Raw genomic sequence first — 16,647 nt, forward strand, 5'->3', positions numbered from 1 at the left:
GCGAAGCTTCCGGGTCGGCCGGGCAGGGGTTCGGTCACGGTGGCCCCTCATTCTTCGACTCAGGGAAGCTGCTGCCGGAACGCTTCGATCTCTTCCAGCCGGTCGATCAGCTCGTCCTCCTGGCGGTCGAAGGTCTCCTGATCGATCTCTCCTCGCAGCAGCTGCTGCTCCAGCTCCGCCAGCCCGCGCCAGATCGGAGCGGGGTCGTAGTACTCCTCTTCCGCTTGGTCGACCACGCGCTGGGCGACCCAGGTGACAGCGCGTACCGGTGCGACGGGGAGCGTCAGCAGGTAGGTGAGGAGTCCCATAGCGTTCCCCTTCCGTGGGTGTGGTGGTCACTGGACGAAGCTGTACGGGGGAAGCGGTCCGGAAAACCGCAGGTCGATGTCGCTGCCGATCTCCCGTGCCAGGTTTGCTTCCGCGGTACGCAGAGCCTCCTTGTGCTCGTCGTGCACGAGGAGGGAGAGGTTGAGGAAGTCGCTCCCCGAGGGCGGGTGGGCCAGGTATTCGCGGGAGAAGGGGACGAGCGCCTCGGTCAGGCCGGCCGCCAGGGCCTCCTGCCGTACCTGTACCTCGCGGGCGACTGTTTCGCCCAGGGCGAGCGGCAAGCTCGGGTCCCGGTCTCCGCCGCGGATCCGGTCGTTGAGGTCGCTCGCCTCGGGCACATCCTGGAGGATCTGCTGCAGCAGTGGTGCCTCATCGGCCTGTGAGGCCCTGACGTGGTATTCGGCGCACCCCTCCAGGCGCCCCAGCGCACCGAGGTAGTTCTCCGCGTTGGACTCGAGGGCCTGGCGGACCGCATCGTCGTCGGTGGCGATGTAGCCGAACTGCAGCGGCAGGATCACCCCGTCGGCCATCAGCAGCTCCTGCACCTGTTGGTGGGCGTTCAGGTCGCGGCGTTTGGGCCGGATCTCCTCGGCGATGTCGCTGACCACCGCGCACAGGGGGCCGGCCGTGACCGTGCGCAGCGGGGAGGGATCGGAGCCGACGCCGCTGACGCCGTCCAGGCGGTGGGGGTGGTCCTTCGCGGCGATCGAGTACACGTAGAGCGGCATCGGTTACTCCTTCTCCCGCCGTACGGGGCGCCGGGCGGCAGGGCGGCGTCTCTTGGGTACCTCTTCCTCCGCCTCTTCCTCTTCTTCCGGCTCCCTGGACTTGGAGGACTTACCGGTCAGGGAATCGGTGACGGCATCGACGGCTCCGCCGATGGCTCCCTTGGTCTTCCCGCGGGCCCCTCCTTCCATCATGTTCCCCATGACCTCGGGAAGCTGGGCGGGGGCCTTGCGGCCTGCTTCGAGGTCGAGGCGGTTGCAGGCCTCGGCAAAGCGGAGGTAGGTGTCGACGCTGGCCACGACGATCCGCGCGTCAATCTTGATGAGTTCGATGCCCACCAGGGAGACGCGGACAAAGACGTCGATGACGAGCCCGCGGTCGAGGATGAGTTCCAGGACGTCGTAGAGGCTGCTCGTGCCGCCTCCTTGCCCTCGGGCGACGGGGCCACCGCCCTGCGGCACCATGGTCATGGCGCCTCCTTCCGCCGGTCGGCCTGCGCTCAGGTCGGCCGGTCGATCATGCCGCGGGTGTAGCGGCGGGTGCGTGCGTACGAGATCAACTCACCGTCCTCGTCCAGCGCAACCCGATAGCTGGCCATCACGCTGGTGGTGTCCGGGATGCGTTCCAGCTCCACCACTTCCACCTGCGCCTCCCAGCCGTCCTCGGTCGGCTTGAGCGAGGAGACGGAATCCGGATGCCGGCCCAGCAGTTCAGCGAGCTGCTGCGCTGCGGCACGCATAGCCGCCGCTGCGCCCGTCTTTCCGGAACGGCGCCGGGGCGCTGTGCGCCTGGGCCTTTCCCTGTCCTGCCCTTCGCCGTCGCCGGCGGCGTGCGAAGAGGCCCGCCGGGGGCGTGCAGGTTCCGCTGCGGCCATATGGCCCTCCCTTGGGGAGACGGCCTCACAGAAACTAGAATGTCACCAAATCCAGGTATAAGCCTCACATCGGGGCAGAAGCCTTTTCGGGGACGGCCTCAGGCCATACCACCTTCTCGTCGCCGGGCAGCGCGTACGTTGCGATCCACTGCCCCCGGGCGACACCAACAAGACCGAAAGCGCCCTGGCAGGGGATGATCATGGAGGACACCACCAAGATCGCGCTCGCAGCCGCTGTGGCTGGCGGATACATACTCGGCCGCACGAAGAAGGGCCGCCTGGCCTTCACCGTGGCGACCTATCTCGCCGGTCGTCGCTTCGGGCTCGAACCCGGACAGCTGCTCAAGGAAGGCGCCTCCCGGCTCAAGGAGATGCCACAGTTCGAAGAACTTGCCGAGCAGCTGCGCGGAGAAGCCCTCGACGCCGGCAAGCAAGCGCTGGCTGTCGCGGCCAACCGAAAGCTCGCCGACCTCGCCGGCGTACTGCACGATCGCACCCTCGAGCTCACCCGCAGCGGTCGTGACGAGGAGGAGGAAGAGGAGGAGGGCGAGGAACCCTACGAGGACGAGGAGGCCGAGGACTACGCGGGAGAGGACGAGGAGGCCTACGCCGAGCCCGAGGACGAGGTCGAAGAAGACGAAGAGGAGGAAGACGAGGAAGAGGGCGAGCAGGGACCGGAGGCGGAGGCCGAAGAGGAGGAGGAACCCGAGGAAGAGGAGGAACCCGAGGAGGAAGAACCGGAGGAGGAACCCGAGGAGGAGGAACCCGAGGAGGAAGAGCCGGAGGAGGAAGAGCCGGAGGAGGAAGCAGAAGAGGAGGAGCCTCCCCCGCGACCGCGCCGGACTCGCACCTCGACTCGCGCACGCAGTGGCAAGACCGCGGCACCCGCCCGAAGGACCGCGCGACGCCCCACCCCGGCGAAGAAGTCAGCACCCGCGAAGAAGGCCGCACCCGCGAAGAAGGCGGCACCCGAGAAGAAGGCCGCACCCGCAAAGAGGACGCCCGCGAAGAAGGCAGCGCCCTCCAGGGAGGCCGCACCCGCGAAGAAGGCCGCGGCGAAGAAGTCCTCCCCCGCCAAGAAGACGCCAGCGAAGAAGACCACTGGCGCCCGGCCGGCAAAGAAGGCGGCGCCCGCCAAGAAGAGCGCCCCGCGCAGGGCGGCTGCGAAGAAGACCAGCGCCCCGCCGCGCAAGCGGAGCACAGCCCAGAGCCCGGCACGCAAGAGCGCTGCCACCAAGGCCACCGCCAAGAAGACCACAGGCCGCAGCCCGGCACGCAAGACGGCCGCCAAGAAGACGGCGGCGCGCAAGCCGTCCACGCGGAGGTAGGCCATGGCAACCTCAGACCGCACAGGCTCGTCGGAGTCCCTCTCCGGGATGGACAAGCTGCTGAAGGAACTCACGGGATACCTCGGTGCCCAGGCCGGCCAGCTGGCCGACAAGGCGACCGACAAGCTCTCCGACGTCACCGGCCAGCTCCACGACGTCGCTGACAACAACGGCAGCCTCTCGGACGTCGCCGGCATCGGTAGCCGGATCTTGCAGGGCGACTCCCCCCTGAAAGCGTTCGCCGGCCAGAAATTCGGCAATCTGAAGGACAAAGTCACCGAGGCGTTCGGCGGCGGCAAGGGGAAGGGCCGCAAGAGCGGCGGCGGCAAGCTGATGAACATCGTCGAGGTGCTCGACGTCGGCCTGCCGCTGCGTACGGTCTATGACCACTGGACGCAGTACGAGGATTTCAGCGGGTTCGCCAAAGGCGTCCGTGATGTCTCCCGCGGGGACGATGTCACGAGCGACTGGAAGGTCAAGGTCGGCCCCTCCACCCGCAGCTGGAAGGCCACCGTCCAGGAGCAGATCCCCGACGACCGCATCGTGTGGACCTCCGCGGGCGCCAAGGGCACCACTCGTGGGTGCGTCACCTTCCACGAGCTCGCTCCCTCTTTGACCCGCATTGTCATCGTCGTCGAGTACTACCCTTCCGGACTGTTTGAGAAGACCGGCAACCTGTGGCGGGCCCAGGGCCGCCGCCTGCGTCTGGACCTGAAAAACTTCCTGCGCCACGTCATGCTCACCAACGACGAGCCGGAAGGCTGGCGCGGTGAGATCCGCGACGGCGAGGTCGTCAAGACACACGAAGAAGCCCTCGAAGAAGAAGAAGAAGCCGAAGAGCCGGAGGAAGGCGAGTACGAGGACGGCGGCTCCGAGGACGACGAGGAGGAGTACCCGGACGGCCAGGAGCAGGGCGAAGAAGAGGACGCGGGCGAGGACGCTCAGTACAGCGACGAGGAACTCGAAGAGGAAGAAGAGGAACCTGAGGAGGAAGAAGAGGAACCTGACGAGGAACCTGAGGAGGAACCTGAGGAGGAGGAAGAGGAGGAGCCAGCTCCGCCTCGCCGACGCCGGCACCGGCAGCCCGCGTGAAGCCGTCCCCTTGAAGCAACAGCGATTGACGCACGTGAGGGCCGGCGGGAGATCTCCCGCCGGCCCTCATCCCCGTATCACCTCGCGTACCAGCTCACCTCGGCGTGTCAGTGCTTCAGTGCGTCTTTGGCCTTCTGGGCTGCCTGCTTCGCGTCACCCATCATCTGCTCCCGTTGCCCCTTGGCCTCCAGGCTCTCGTTCCCCACTGCCTTGCCCGTGGTTTCCTTCACCTTGCCCTTGGTCGTCTTGGCAACGTTCTTGGCCTTCTTACCTGCGCCCATTTCTCTCACCTCCCGGCCGCTCGCGCTTGGCAGTACAAGCCTGCTCAGCTCCTACCCCCCGCGAGAACAGATAGGCATTTCGTGGTATCCGGGACAAAAGGGGGACGATGCGGCGGCTGCACGGCCCGGCCAGGTGCCCGCCGGTTCCTCTGATGTCCGGTGACAGCCCAACGCACTCCGCTGTCAGCTCGCGCTCTCGACCGCGGGCAGGGCCCCTATTCGGCACGGTGGGGTTTGTGCGGGGTCAACCGCAGGTGCGCCTTTGCAGGCAGGGTCCGGCCCGTGGACCGGCGGGCACGTTCCAGCGGCCCGTCGCGCAGCGCCTGCATGACGGGGCCGGGCTCAGCGTCGGGCGTGAGGGTGATGGCGATATAGGCTTCGGGATGACTCGACGAGCCGTCCATCCGTGCGCGGGCCTGGTGAACACCGGGCAGGTGCTGGGTGTCGGCGGCCAGAGCGTCGCCGAGGGCGCCCTCGCTCAGTTCCACTCCGTCCACGGCGTGGGCTCCTCCCACGGACAGGGCGCCGGGGTGAGTGCGGCGCAGCTGCGCCAGCAGCCACCACACGGCGAGCAGGGTGACGATGGCCAAGGCGGCGATGGCTACGGGCCACCACCATCCTTCGTCTGTCCAACGGGTGCGGTCGGCGTCGGCGAGCAGGATGTCGTCGGGAGTGGTCAGGGGCCACCCGTCGGGTGGTGTCAGTGACCCGCGTCGGTACAGGTCGAAGCCGCCCGCAAGGATCATGAGGCCTACGCCGAGCAGGACAATGCCTGCCAGGGCCAGCAGAACTCGGTTGACTGCGGATTTTCTCTTCATCGGATCCCCTTCTGCCTTCCGCTCGGCGGCGGACAGCCCAGGCGTGACTACTTGCGACGCGGGCGCACCCGGACGTCGAGCGACGGAGGGCGTGCGAGGGCGAGTCGGTCGAGGGCCTCCTGCAAAGCGGCCAGAAGATCGGCCTTGACGTCGGCGGGGGCGCGGAATCGCACATCCGCGCGCGCCTTGACACGGTGCTGGAAGATCCGGACCTTGGCAGCGCTGACCCCGGGGACGCGCATCGCGGCGTCCCGCAGCTTCAGTTCCGCGGCCTCGCGGTCCAGTACGGCGCGCATCTCCGCGTCGGGAGTCTCAAGGGGCAGCTGGTGGCGAAGTCCCGGGCTCAGGGCCAGGATGATCAGCCAGAGGCCGATAACGGCGATGACGGCGGCCCCGATCTGCAGCGCTGGGTCATCCAGCGGGCGGGCAGCCAGTTCGTCGGCCAGGCGTATGCGCCAGCCTGCGGCAACCTGGCCTGCACGGACCCTGATGACGTCGAACAGGAGGGTTCCCGCCGCGACCGCGATGATCAGGGCTGTGAGCGCCGCGGGTATGCGGCGCGAGGACCAGGGGCGCCGAGCAGCCGAGCGTGGTCCGGCCGGAGGCCGCTCGTCCAGCAGCCCCACCGTGCGGGGGGTGGCCTCGTCCGTCGCGGTGGGCTCCTTCTCGGCCAGGGGGTCTTGCTCGCGTTCCATGCCGGCTCTCCTTCCCGGTGGGAATGCGGTCCGGTTCACTGCACGCGGCGGCGCTCCAGGCCGTCGGCGGGAATCAGGTGCTCGATGGCAAGGGTGACTTCCGTGACGCGCATACCGGTCAAGTGAGCCACCCGCTCACTGACGTATTCCTGTACCCGCAGGGAGACGCCGGCGAGGTCCACCGGGTAGGGCAGGTCCAGAGTCAGCCCCAGCCGGGCCGTGCCGCTGCCGACGGTGACCGTGGCGCGCGGACCGGCCAGTTTCGCCTGAGCGCCCGAGGTGTCCGTCTCCGTGGCCAGTGCCTCTTTCGCGGCGCGGGCCGCGATGCGGGCGACCACCTTGTCCGGGATCACCGTGGCCCCGCGTTCGGCCGCCGGCAGCGCCATCCGCGTGGGAGGTGCTGCACCACCCTGCGGCGCAGCCTCAGGTTGCGGGGTCACTGCCGGTTCCGGGAACGCGTGAAGTCGGACAGGTCCAGGTCACCTTGCAAAATGCGGCCGATGATCAGACCCACCAGGCCCAGGAACGCCACGAGCAGGAACGCCCAGAAGCCGCCGAAGAATGCGGCGAAGCCCAGGGCCATGCCGGCAATCAGCCCCACGGTTGCTGCGCTCATTTCACTCACCTGAATTTCACATCGGTTGTTTCGCGGCCCGCTGAGTCCGGGGGCTGCGAGGAGTCACTGCACACGTCCCTCGCCTACGTCCTCGTCCTCCTCGTCGGGCAGGTGGACGTCGTCGACGGCGATGTTCACCTCGACGACCTCAAGGCCAGTCATGCGTTCGACAGCGGTGATGACGCTGGTGCGTACTTCTGCGGCGATGTCCACGATGGCTACGCCGTACTCCACGACCACGTCGAGATCGACGGCGGCCTGCCGTTCGCCCACCTCGACCTTCACGCCGCGGCTCACGCTGGGACGGCCGCCGGGGACCTTGTCGGTGACCGCCCCGAGCGTGCGGGCCATGCCGGAGCCGAGGCTGTGGATGCCCGGCACCTCGCGGGTGGCCATTCCCGCGATCTTCTCGACCACGCTGTCCGCGATGGTCGTCCGGCCCCGCGACTCGGGCGCGGTTCCGGCGCCGGTGGGGCCCGTGAGGGTCCTGCCCGCAGGACGGGATTCGCCTCCGCCTGAGGTGGGGTTGATGGTGTCCGACATGAGGACCTCCCCAGGGTGGATGTCCGGGCGCCGTTGCGGCGCCCTCATGCTTAGGACACCTCGCGTGGACATTCCTCACGCGGCTCGCACGGGGCGGCCCGCCTACCATCGAGAAGTAGGTACCCAGGCCGCAACGAGCGTCTTCGGCAGGAAGCGAGCGGCGGATGCGCAACCGGACCGCCCCCTCCCCCCAGCGTGGCGCAAAGCGCCCCCCACGATCGGCAGCGCTGCCGATCGCAGGCGTCGCCGCCGAGCAGGACGCTGTCGGCGCACTGGACGACAGCGTGCTGGCCATACGAGCATCGGAAGGTGACGAAGACGCCTTCGCCGTGCTGGTCCGTCGGCACAGCAGCCGCCTGCTCGCCCTCGCCCAGCATCTGCTCGGCAACCGGGCGGACGCAGAGGACGCGGTCCAAGACGCCTTCATCAGCGCTTGGCGGCGGCTGCCGGAATTCCGGCACAGCGCCTCGTTCAGCACCTGGATGTATCGCATCGTGACGAACCGCTGCCTCAACGCTCTGCGCCGCCGGCCCCATCCGTTGCCCCTGGACACCGTCCCCGAACCCGCTGCCGCGGATGCGAACAGCTCACCACCCAAGGTGGCCGAGACGGACGCGGCGACGGCAGCCCTGACCCAAGCGCTCCTGGCACTGGGCCCCGAGCTCCGGGTGTGCTGGGTGCTGCGGGAACTGCACGGCCTGCACTACGAAGAGATCGCCCACGTGGTGGGCAGCAGTGAACAAACAGTGCGCGGCAGACTCTTTCGCGCACGACGCGCTCTGATGGAGGCGATGCGCCCATGGCGCTAGACGACCCGCACCCGACCTCCGGCGACGAGCCCGCAGGCGCGAGGGCCGAAGCGCCGCTGCATTCCAACGCGGAACTGCTGGCGGGTGCGGAACTCCTGCCCTGCGGACGCCCCCTCGGCCGTGCCTGGCAACAGGCCCGCAGCGCGGCCGGCACCTCGGACCCGCACAGCAGCCGCTGTCCCCACTGCCGGGAGGCCATCGAAGGGCTGACAGCCCTGGACCGGGCAACTCGTGCTCTGCGCGCCGAGGAACAACCCGACGGTCACAGCCTCACCACCCGGGTCATCAACGCAGTCCGCAGCGAGGTACGGCTCGGCACCATGCTGCTGCTCGACGACCCCGATCACGACCTGCGCATCGCCGAGAGCGCGGCCGCAAGAGTGCTGCGCCGGGCCGCCGACACCGTCCCCGGCATCCGTGCCGCCAGCTGCCGCGTGAACGCGGCGAAGGACGACCACGCCGTCCATGTCGTCGTCATTACGGTGGCAGCCACACTCGACCAGCCGCTGCGAGTGCGAGCCGAGGCAGTACGCCAAGCCGTCCTCCACGCGGCCGAACACGTCCTCGGCCTTGCCGTCACCACCGTCGACGTGGAAGTCAGCGCAGCACTGGGACACCCCCGCGTACCTGGTGACGAGCAGTCCGAACTGAGTGAACTATGAACGTCTCCCGCTACGAGAACATCCACCGAGCGGCAGCCCGGGCCGCCCTCGACGTTCCCGGCGTAGTCGCCCTCCAGCCCGCGCTCGCCGACCGGCTGGCAGTCGCGGCCTCCCGCGTGTACGAAGCCGTGGCCGCAGGTACCACCGGGCGCCAGCAGGCGGCAGGCGTCCACTGCGAACTCACCCCGGTCGGGGCTTGGCACGTGGAGGTGCGCTGCATCCTGGACAAGGACCACCGCGTCGTCGACGTCGCCCGCCGGGTCCGCGAAAGCGTGCGGGCGGCCGTCACCTCCTGCCTGGCCCAGCACGGCGGGGCGGCGCCCGTCACCGTCGTGGTCACCGTCACCCGCACCGTGTAGCCCGCCGGACATGTCATCCGCTGGGTTTCGCCTACGCACGCTGCGGGTCGACGGCCTGGCCGCTTTGGCCCTGCGGTCGCCGGCACCCTGTTCGGCCCGGCCCGCGCGCACCTATGGATATATCTCGACGTTTTCGGCAATGTGAAGTGTTCTCGTTGTTTGAAACCGGGTAGGTGGCACACATGGACTTAAAGATGACTCTCCCATTGATTCGAAATGATCCTGCCGACGAAGAGAGCGCCGGACCGTAGCTGCGGGAGGCAAGCGTGAAGTTCACCCCGGGGCGGCACGGACATAAATGGAGACGGCGTTGGGCGCTTGTTCGCTGGATGCGACGACCTCTCGTGGGGCGGATCCTCTTGCGACTGACAGCATGGGGTGTGCGAATGACGGTGTGGGCCGCTCGGCGGGCGCTGCGCCGCAAGGTGAAGCGCGTCCTGCACGGGTTACCGACGCCCGTGACGCCCTCGGGCGTGGATGCCGACTTCGATTGCGGCAGCAGGCTGGCAGCAACCCCTCACAGCGCGGACCTCACCCGCGGTTCGTACCGAGGTCAGCCGTGTGTGCGGACGGGGCAACGAAGGAAACGGCTTCTCCCGCTCGCGCAGGGAAGCCGTTTCGCATATCAAAGGGACCAGCGTCCGGTTGCCGTTTCCTGCTAGTGCCTAGCACGCTTGAAGAGGCGGAAGACGCCGAGGAGGATGAGGGAGCCGACGATGGCGGCGACCCACGTCGAGATCTCGAAGAAGCCGTCGATGGAGTCAACTCCGAAAATCACCTTACCGAGCCATCCACCGAGCAGGCCGCCCGCAATGCCTATCAATATGGTGATGATTATACCGCCGGGGTCCTTCCCGGGCATCAGCATTTTGGCGATGATGCCCGCGAACAGCCCGATGAGAATCCAAGCAATTATGCCCATGATTCCTTCCTGTCTCATCCAATGACCAAGGATCCGACGCCGTCAACTCAGCACGTCCTTGCCCTTCTCCTTGACGCGCCGGGCATTGCCCCGGGCTTCCAGAGCGGCGCCTTTGGCGGCCAGTGTCTCCTTGCCCATGGCGTGGGCCGCTTTCTTCACAGCCCTTCCCGCAACTCGTTCCATCTCAGCCTTTGCTTTCTCACCAGCGCCCATATCGTCCCCTTAAACGTCTTACGCTATGCATATGTCCGCACCCACGGCTCCCAAACGATTCACGCGAACCCGTTCTCGACGGCCTCTCTGAAGTCAGCACGAGGTCAGCAAGGGGACGGCATCAGTACCGCCGGAACCCGCTTTCGAGCGCCAGGGGCCGCTCAGATCATCAGTAGGCATCAGGGCCTTCTGACCTGCGAAAACATTGCTCAGAGAGTCACTTGTCAACCTCGCTGGGAGATACGCATGAGGATGCTGATCAACAGTCCGCAGACCGTGGTCGCCGACGCCCTGCGGGGGATGGCGGCCGCCCATCCCGAGCTGGACGTCGATGTGGAGCGGCGGGTCGTCGTACGGCGGGACGCGCGGGGCGGCGGCCGGGTCGGGGTGGTGTCCGGGGGCGGTTCCGGGCACGAGCCGCTGCACGCCGGGTTCGTGGGGTACGGGATGCTGTCGGCCTCGTGCCCGGGTGAGGTGTTCACCTCGCCGGTGCCCGACCAGATGGTGCGGGCAGCGGCGGCCGTGGACTCCGGCCGGGGAGTGCTCTTCGTCGTCAAGAACTACACCGGGGACGTGCTGAACTTCGAGATGGCCGCCGAGCTCGCCGAGGAGGACGGCCTGCGGATCGAGCGCGTCCTGGTCGACGACGACGTCGCCGTGACCGACAGCCTGTACACCGCAGGGCGGCGCGGCACGGGGGCCACTCTCTTCGTCGAGAAGATCGCCGGGGCGGCCGCCGAGGAGGGGGCGCCGCTGGAGCGGGTCGCCGCGCTCGCCCGCCGCGTGAACGAGTCCTCGCGGAGTTTCGGAGTGGCGCTGAGCGCCTGCACCACTCCCGCCAAGGGCAGCCCGACCTTCGACCTTCCGGACGGGGAGCTGGAGTTGGGCGTCGGCATCCACGGCGAGCCGGGCCGGGAGCGGCGCCCGATGCTGTCGGCCCGGGAGATCGCGGAGGTCTCGGTGGGCGTCGTGCTGGAGGAGCTGGCGCAGGTCGGTCCGGCCGACGGGCCGGTGCTCGCGCTGGTCAACGGGATGGGTGCGACGCCCCTTCTGGAGCTGTACGGGTTCCACGCGGAGGTCGCCCGGGTGCTGGCCGGGCGGGGTGTGCCGGTGGCGCGGGCGCTCGTCGGAAACTACGTCACCTCGCTGGACATGGCGGGGTGTTCGGTGACCCTGTGCCGGGCCGACGAGGAGCTGCTGCGGCTGTGGGACGCGCCCGTGCAGACGGCGGCGCTGCGCTGGGGCCGCTGAACGTATGGTGTCCCGGTGGGACCGGCCGGACAGGTGCGAGGCGAGGAGAACCAGTGCGTGACGCAGACTTCTTCCGACGCTGGATGGCGGCTGCCGCGGCCGCGGTGGAGCGGGAGGCCGACCGGCTGACCGAGCTCGACTCGCCCATCGGTGACGCCGACCACGGAAGCAATCTGCTGCGGGGGTTCACGGCCGTCGTCGCCGCCCAGGAGGCGGAGCCGGCGGGGGCGCCGGGCGCCGTGCTCCAGCTGGCCGGGAGGACACTGATCTCGACGGTCGGCGGGGCGTCGGGGCCGCTCTACGGGACGCTGCTGCGGCGCACGGGCAAGGCGCTCGGGGAGTCGGCCGAGGTCTCGGACGCGGAGCTGCGCGCGGCCCTGTCCGAGGGGGTCGGCGCGGTGGCCCAGCTGGGCGGGGCGGCGCCGGGCGACAAGACGATGCTGGACGCGCTGGTGCCGGGGGTGGCGGCGCTGGCCAGCTCGTACCGGGCGGCCGGGGCCGCGGCGGAGAACGGGGCGCTGGCGACGGTGCCGATGCTGGCGCGCAAGGGGCGGGCCAGCTATCTGGGCGAGCGGAGCATCGGCCACCAGGATCCGGGGGCGACCTCGTCGGCCTTGCTGCTGGAGGCGCTGGCGGACGTGGCGGAAGCGGAGGGTGCGCGGTGACGGCGCTGGTCGGCATCGTGCTGGTGTCGCACAGTGCGCGGGTCGCGGAGGCGGTGGCGGAGCTGGCTCGTGACCTGGCGGCGGGCGGACCCGTGGCCCCGGTGGCCGCGGCGGGCGGGACGGCCGTCGGCGGGCTCGGCACGAGCACGGAGCGGATCCTCGCGGCCGCCCGGGAGGTGGACCGGGGCGCCGGGGTGGCCCTGCTGGCCGATCTGGGGAGCTCGGTGCTGACGGTGAAGGTTTTGCTGATGGAGGACGAACTGCCGCCCGGCTCGCTGCTGCTGGACGCGCCGTTCGTCGAGGGCGCGGTGGCGGCGGCGGTGACCGCCTCCACGGGAGCCCCGCTGGCGGAGGTCGCGGCGGCCGCCGCGGACGCGTACACGTACCGCAAGACCTGACCCCGGGCGGCGGTGGCCGCCCGGTGCCCGGTTCGTCCCCGGCTCGTTCCTACGGGCGGCCGCGCAGGGATTCGATCTCGCGCCGTTCGCGCTTCGTCGGGCGGCCCGCGCCGCGGTCGCGGATACCGACCACGGCGGCCTCGACGGGGGTCGGCGGCGGCGGGCTGTTGTCGATCAGGCATTCGGCGGCGACGGGCGCGCCCACCCGCTTGGACACGGGCCGCTTGACGACGACGATCCGCTCGCGCCCCGCGTGGAAGAGCCTCACCTCGTCCCCCGCGCGCACCGGCTGCGCCGGCTTGGCGCGCTCCCCGTTGACCTTCACGTGGCCCGCCCGGCAGGCGGTCGCCGCGGTCGAGCGGGTCTTGGTCAGGCGCACGGACCAGATCCACGCGTCGACCCGCACCGTGCCCGTTCCCGTTACCTCATCAGCCATGCCCCGACTCTAGCGAGACGGGTGCGGCAGAGCGGAACGAGTTTTGGCAGATGCGCCAACAGGCATGGCATCTGCCATGGAGATCAGGCCAAGAGAATTGCAAATGCGCCACATGAAGGCCTACGTTGTCGCCCATGCAGTCCTACACCATCGGACAGGCAGCACGTCTGCTGGGCGTCAGCCCGGACACCGCGCGCCGCTGGGCCGACGCAGGCCGCGTCGTGACCCATCGCGACGAGGGCGGCCGACGCCTGATCAACGGGCGCGATCTGGCCGCCTTCTCCGTCGAAGTGGGCCAGGGCGCCCACACGGAGGACGGGGAACCGTACACCTCGGCCCGCAATGCCTTCCCCGGGATCGTCACGGCCGTCAAGCTCGGCGACGTGGCCGCCCAGGTCGAGATCCAGGCAGGTCCCCACCGTCTGGTCTCCCTGCTCACCCGTGAGGCCGTCGAGGAGCTCGGGCTGGAGGTCGGCATGCAGGCCACCGCCCGCGTGAAGTCCACCAGCGTGCACATCGACCGCACCTGACCCGGCCGGTGCCGCACGCCGCGCACCCGCGGCATCCCGCACCACCCGCTCAGCATCACCGACGTCCCCACCCGCCCGGCGTCACCGACCGTCCCCACCCGCTCCGCCCGTCACCGGCGCGGGTCACCACCACGCGGTACCGGCACCCGGCCGGCCGCCGACCCGACCGAGGAGCACCTGCTCATGTCCCCGATCACGTTCCGCCGTACCGCCGCCGCCGCGCTGACCGCCGCCCTGCTCGTACCGCTGGCCGCCTGCGGCAAGAACGAGGACAAGCCCGCCGCCGGCGCCAGTGCCACCCCGAAGGCCGTCAACCTCACGGTCCTGGCGGCCTCTTCCCTGACCGACGTCTTCAAGGCCGCGGGGGCGGAGTACGAGAAGACCCACCCCGGCACGAAGATCACCTTCTCCTTCGCGGGTTCGCAGGAACTCGCGGCCCAGGTCAAGCAGGGCGCCCCGGCCGACGCGCTGGTCACCGCCGACACCAAGACCATGGACGGTCTGAAGACCGAGACCGGCGACGCCACGATCATCGCCAAGAACCGCCTGGTCATCGCGGCCGGCAAAGCCAACCCGTTCAAGATCGACGAGCTCAAGGACCTCGCCGACACCAAGATCAAGGTCGTGCTGGCCGCGCCCGAGGTCCCGGTCGGCCGCTACAGCAAGCAGATCCTCGACGCCCAGAAGATCGAGGTGAAGCCGGTCTCCCAGGAGCCCAACGTCCGCGCCGTGCTGAGCAAGGTCGAGCTGGGCGAGGCCGACGCCGGTCTGGTCTACAAGACCGACTCCGCGAAGTCCGGCGACAAGGTCGTCACGGTGGAGATCCCCGACGACCAGAACGCCGTGGCCTCCTACCCGGCCGCCACGCTGAAGCAGTCCAAGAACGCCGAGGACGCGGCCGCGTTCGTCACCTGGCTGAGCAGCCCCGAGGCGCAGAAGATCCTCCAGGACGCGGGCTTCCAGAAGGCGTGATCGCCGTCTCCGGCCACGGCCGGACACCGAGGGGCTGCCTGAACCGGGGGGGACAGGCAGCCCCTTTCGGGGTTTCCCGCCCGCGCGGCCGGATCCGCCGTCGCCGACCGCATACGCTTCCCCCGCAGCCGACCACCCCCAGCCAGGAACCCTCATGAGCAGACTCCGCACCCGCACCCGACCCCCGTTGGCCCTGACGCTGCCCGCGCTGCTCGCCGTCGCGTTCCTGCTGCTGCCGCTCATCGGCATCCTCGTGCGCACGCAGTGGGGTGAGCTCGGCACCCACCTCACCAGCCCCGGCGTGGTCGAGGCCCTCAAGCTCTCGCTCGTGGTGTCCCTGTGGGCGCTGGCCCTCTCGCTCCTCCTCGGCGTGCCGCTCGCCTGGCTGCTGGCCCGCGTCGAGTTCAAGGGCAAGGCCCTGGTGCGCTCCCTCGTGCTGCTCCCCATGGTGCTGCCGCCGACCGTCGGCGGTGTCGCCCTGCTCCTCGCGTTCGGCCGGCGCGGGCTGCTCGGTCCCTGGCTGGAGGGCAGCTTCGGGATCACCCTGCCGTTCCACACGTCGGGCGCCGTCGTCGCGGCCACGTTCGTCGCCATGCCGTTCCTGGTGATCAGCCTCGAAGGCGCCCTCGGCGGGCTCAAGCAGAGCTACGAGGAGACCGCCGCCTCGCTCGGCGCCTCGCCGGTCAGGGTGTTCTTCACCGTGACCCTGCCCATGGTGGCCCCCGGCCTCATCGCCGGCGCCGCGCTGACCTGGGCCCGCGCGCTCGGCGAGTTCGGCGCCACCATCACCTTCGCCGGCAACCTGCCCGGCACCACCCAGACCCTGCCGCTCCAGGTGTACCTCCTGCTGCAGGACAGGCCCGAGGCCGCCACCTCCGTCTCGCTCCTGCTCCTCGCGATCGCCATGGGCGTACTGATCGCCCTGCGCGGACGCTGGACGGGCACCCCGGTGGCCCGCGACGCCACCGCGCCGCCGGCGGTCCGGGAGGAGCCGCCCGCCGCGGACGCCGGCCCCGCCACCGGCGTCGGCAGGACCGCGCTGCCGCACGACGGCGGTCACTGGCCCCTGCGCGCAGTCGTCACCGGCTTCAACGAGCTCACCCTCGACGCGGAACCCGGCACCACCATCGCCGTGGTCGGCGAGAACGGCGCGGGCAAGACCACTCTGCTGCGCGCCCTGCTCGGCCTCACCCCGCGCGCCCACGCCGAACTGCGGCTCGGCGACACCGATGTGACGGCCCTGCCCCCGCACAGGCGGCAGGTGGCCTGGGTCCCGCAGGACGGCGCGCTGTTCCCGCACCTGACCGCCGTGGCCAACACCGCGTACGGACTGCGCGCCCGCGGGGTGCCGCGCGCCGAGGCCGTCCACGAGGCCCTGACCTGGCTGGACCGGCTCGGCGTCGTGCACCTCGCCGACCGCCGGCCCGCGCAGCTCTCCGGCGGCCAGGCCCAGCGGGTGGCACTGGCCCGGGCGCTGGCCGCCCGCCCCCGGCTCCTGCTGCTGGACGAACCGCTCGCCGCGCTCGACCAGACCACCCGGGCCCGGGTGCGGCACACGCTGCGCAGCCACCTGGCCGGCTTCGGCGGTGTCTGCCTCCTCGTCACCCACGATCCCGTCGAGGCGGTGTCCCTGGCCGACCGGGTCCTCGTACTGGCCGACGGACGGGCCCTGCAGGACGCGCCGCCCACCGAGGTGACCCGGCACCCGCGCTCCCCGTGGGTGGCCCGCATGCTGGGGCGCAACGCGTGGCCGGGCACCGCTTCCGCCACCGGGCTCACCCTCGCGGGCGGCGGTCACCTGGTGGTCGCCGAGGCACTGTCCGAGGGGACGAAGGCTCTGGCGATCATCGCTCCGGAGGCGGTGTCGGTCCACCGGGACCGCCCGGGCGGCAGCCCCCGCAACGTCTGGCCCGGCACCGTACGGGAGATCACCGCGGTCGGCAGCCGGCTGCGCGTGCTGATCGCCTCGGCCGAGGCTCCCGACCTGGTCTCCGAGATCACCCCCGACGCGGCGGCCGAGCTGGGCATCGTGGACGGCGCCGCGGTGTGGACGAGCGTGAAGGCCACCGAGGTCACCCTGGTGACCCTCTGAGGTTCCGGCCGGCCCTCGGTCCTAGGCCGGCGTCCTCC

Annotated in this window: 23 protein-coding genes; 11 read left to right on the forward strand and 12 right to left on the reverse strand. The window is 70.1% G+C overall.

Annotated features, from left to right (window positions below; all coding sequences use genetic code 11):
- Positions 1-59 precede the first annotated feature (59 nt).
- From OG444_RS05365 to OG444_RS05380, 4 genes are read right to left on the reverse strand one after another with little or no spacing between them, the layout of a single operon-like run.
- Entirely contained in the window at positions 60-308 is a 249-nt protein-coding gene (locus OG444_RS05365) for a gas vesicle protein GvpG (protein WP_327261019.1), read from the reverse strand.
- A gap of 27 nt (positions 309-335) precedes the next feature.
- Complete coding sequence (locus tag OG444_RS05370) at positions 336-1,055, reverse strand: GvpL/GvpF family gas vesicle protein (protein ID WP_327261020.1); 720 nt, start codon at positions 1,053-1,055, stop codon at positions 336-338.
- Between the two features lie 3 nt (positions 1,056-1,058).
- Positions 1,059-1,523 (reverse strand): gas vesicle structural protein GvpA, encoded by a 465-nt coding sequence (locus OG444_RS05375; RefSeq protein WP_327261021.1) that lies wholly within the window; start codon positions 1,521-1,523, stop codon positions 1,059-1,061.
- Between the two features lie 29 nt (positions 1,524-1,552).
- Positions 1,553-1,927, reverse strand: coding sequence for a gas vesicle protein GvpO (locus OG444_RS05380; protein WP_327261022.1), 375 nt, complete (start codon positions 1,925-1,927; stop codon positions 1,553-1,555).
- Between the two features lie 200 nt (positions 1,928-2,127).
- Between OG444_RS05380 and OG444_RS05385 the strand changes: the two genes are divergently transcribed.
- Positions 2,128-3,255, forward strand: a complete 1,128-nt coding sequence (locus OG444_RS05385) for a histone protein (RefSeq protein WP_327261023.1) — start codon at positions 2,128-2,130, stop codon at positions 3,253-3,255.
- 3 nt (positions 3,256-3,258) lie between these two features.
- A complete protein-coding gene (locus OG444_RS05390; RefSeq protein WP_327261024.1) occupies positions 3,259-4,347 on the forward strand; it encodes an SRPBCC family protein in 1,089 nt (362 codons plus the stop codon).
- A gap of 107 nt (positions 4,348-4,454) precedes the next feature.
- Here the strand turns inward: OG444_RS05390 and OG444_RS05395 are convergent, their stop codons facing one another.
- The 6 genes from OG444_RS05395 to OG444_RS05420 form a co-directional block, all read right to left on the reverse strand.
- Positions 4,455-4,628: a CsbD family protein gene (locus tag OG444_RS05395; protein WP_327261025.1), complete on the reverse strand. Its 174-nt coding sequence runs from the start codon at positions 4,626-4,628 to the stop codon at positions 4,455-4,457.
- A 215-nt stretch (positions 4,629-4,843) separates the two neighbouring features.
- The gene (locus OG444_RS05400) at positions 4,844-5,446 is read right to left on the reverse strand and encodes an alkaline shock response membrane anchor protein AmaP (RefSeq protein WP_327261026.1); all 603 of its coding nucleotides are present in this window, start codon (positions 5,444-5,446) and stop codon (positions 4,844-4,846) included.
- A 47-nt stretch (positions 5,447-5,493) separates the two neighbouring features.
- Positions 5,494-6,141, reverse strand: a complete 648-nt coding sequence (locus OG444_RS05405; RefSeq protein WP_327261027.1) for a DUF6286 domain-containing protein — start codon at positions 6,139-6,141, stop codon at positions 5,494-5,496.
- Positions 6,142-6,176: 35 nt separating this feature from the next.
- The gene (locus OG444_RS05410) at positions 6,177-6,527 is read right to left on the reverse strand and encodes an Asp23/Gls24 family envelope stress response protein (protein ID WP_327261028.1); all 351 of its coding nucleotides are present in this window, start codon (positions 6,525-6,527) and stop codon (positions 6,177-6,179) included.
- 50 nt (positions 6,528-6,577) lie between these two features.
- Positions 6,578-6,757 carry a hypothetical protein gene (locus tag OG444_RS05415; RefSeq protein WP_327261029.1) on the reverse strand — a complete coding sequence of 60 codons (180 nt, stop codon included), beginning with the start codon at positions 6,755-6,757 and terminating at the stop codon, positions 6,578-6,580.
- Between the two features lie 63 nt (positions 6,758-6,820).
- Positions 6,821-7,300 (reverse strand): Asp23/Gls24 family envelope stress response protein, encoded by a 480-nt coding sequence (locus OG444_RS05420; RefSeq protein WP_327261030.1) that lies wholly within the window; start codon positions 7,298-7,300, stop codon positions 6,821-6,823.
- A 164-nt stretch (positions 7,301-7,464) separates the two neighbouring features.
- Between OG444_RS05420 and OG444_RS05425 the strand changes: the two genes are divergently transcribed.
- Genes OG444_RS05425 through OG444_RS05435 form a run of 3 tightly spaced genes read left to right on the forward strand, consistent with a single transcriptional unit; the run spans position 7,465 to position 9,130 of the window.
- On the forward strand, positions 7,465-8,109 hold the full coding sequence (locus OG444_RS05425) for an RNA polymerase sigma factor (RefSeq protein WP_327261031.1): 645 nt from the start codon (positions 7,465-7,467) through the stop codon (positions 8,107-8,109).
- A complete protein-coding gene (locus tag OG444_RS05430; RefSeq protein ID WP_327261032.1) occupies positions 8,100-8,771 on the forward strand; it encodes a hypothetical protein in 672 nt (223 codons plus the stop codon). Before OG444_RS05425 ends, OG444_RS05430 begins: the two co-directional genes overlap by 10 nt.
- Positions 8,768-9,130, forward strand: a complete 363-nt coding sequence (locus OG444_RS05435; RefSeq protein WP_327261033.1) for a hypothetical protein — start codon at positions 8,768-8,770, stop codon at positions 9,128-9,130. Before OG444_RS05430 ends, OG444_RS05435 begins: the two co-directional genes overlap by 4 nt.
- A gap of 658 nt (positions 9,131-9,788) precedes the next feature.
- Here the strand turns inward: OG444_RS05435 and OG444_RS05440 are convergent.
- Positions 9,789-10,052, reverse strand: a complete 264-nt coding sequence (locus OG444_RS05440; protein WP_327261034.1) for a GlsB/YeaQ/YmgE family stress response membrane protein — start codon at positions 10,050-10,052, stop codon at positions 9,789-9,791.
- Positions 10,053-10,511: 459 nt separating this feature from the next.
- On the opposite strand from OG444_RS05440, the gene dhaK reads away from it, so the two are divergent.
- From dhaK to OG444_RS05455, 3 genes are read left to right on the forward strand one after another with little or no spacing between them, the layout of a single operon-like run.
- Positions 10,512-11,516 carry a dihydroxyacetone kinase subunit DhaK gene (dhaK, locus tag OG444_RS05445; protein ID WP_327261035.1) on the forward strand — a complete coding sequence of 335 codons (1,005 nt, stop codon included), beginning with the start codon at positions 10,512-10,514 and terminating at the stop codon, positions 11,514-11,516.
- 53 nt (positions 11,517-11,569) lie between these two features.
- On the forward strand, positions 11,570-12,181 hold the full coding sequence (gene dhaL, locus OG444_RS05450; protein ID WP_327261036.1) for a dihydroxyacetone kinase subunit DhaL: 612 nt from the start codon (positions 11,570-11,572) through the stop codon (positions 12,179-12,181).
- Positions 12,178-12,579 carry a PTS-dependent dihydroxyacetone kinase phosphotransferase subunit DhaM gene (locus OG444_RS05455; protein ID WP_327261037.1) on the forward strand — a complete coding sequence of 134 codons (402 nt, stop codon included), beginning with the start codon at positions 12,178-12,180 and terminating at the stop codon, positions 12,577-12,579. The genes dhaL and OG444_RS05455 overlap by 4 nt, the downstream gene beginning before the upstream one ends.
- A 49-nt stretch (positions 12,580-12,628) precedes the next feature.
- Here the strand turns inward: OG444_RS05455 and OG444_RS05460 are convergent, their stop codons facing one another.
- Complete coding sequence (locus OG444_RS05460; RefSeq protein WP_327261038.1) at positions 12,629-13,015, reverse strand: RNA-binding S4 domain-containing protein; 387 nt, start codon at positions 13,013-13,015, stop codon at positions 12,629-12,631.
- Positions 13,016-13,149: 134 nt separating this feature from the next.
- On the opposite strand from OG444_RS05460, the gene OG444_RS05465 reads away from it, so the two are divergent.
- The 3 genes from OG444_RS05465 to OG444_RS05475 all read left to right on the forward strand — a co-directional run bounded on the left by OG444_RS05465 (position 13,150) and on the right by OG444_RS05475 (position 16,609).
- On the forward strand, positions 13,150-13,545 hold the full coding sequence (locus OG444_RS05465) for a TOBE domain-containing protein (RefSeq protein WP_326593088.1): 396 nt from the start codon (positions 13,150-13,152) through the stop codon (positions 13,543-13,545).
- A gap of 183 nt (positions 13,546-13,728) precedes the next feature.
- Positions 13,729-14,517, forward strand: a complete 789-nt coding sequence (modA, locus tag OG444_RS05470) for a molybdate ABC transporter substrate-binding protein (protein ID WP_327261039.1) — start codon at positions 13,729-13,731, stop codon at positions 14,515-14,517.
- Between the two features lie 154 nt (positions 14,518-14,671).
- Positions 14,672-16,609 (forward strand): ABC transporter permease, encoded by a 1,938-nt coding sequence (locus OG444_RS05475; protein WP_327261040.1) that lies wholly within the window; start codon positions 14,672-14,674, stop codon positions 16,607-16,609.
- The last annotated feature ends 38 nt before the right edge of the window (positions 16,610-16,647 follow it).

It is taken from the genome of Streptomyces sp. NBC_01232 (genome assembly GCF_035989885.1).
GTDB lineage: Bacteria > Actinomycetota > Actinomycetes > Streptomycetales > Streptomycetaceae > Streptomyces.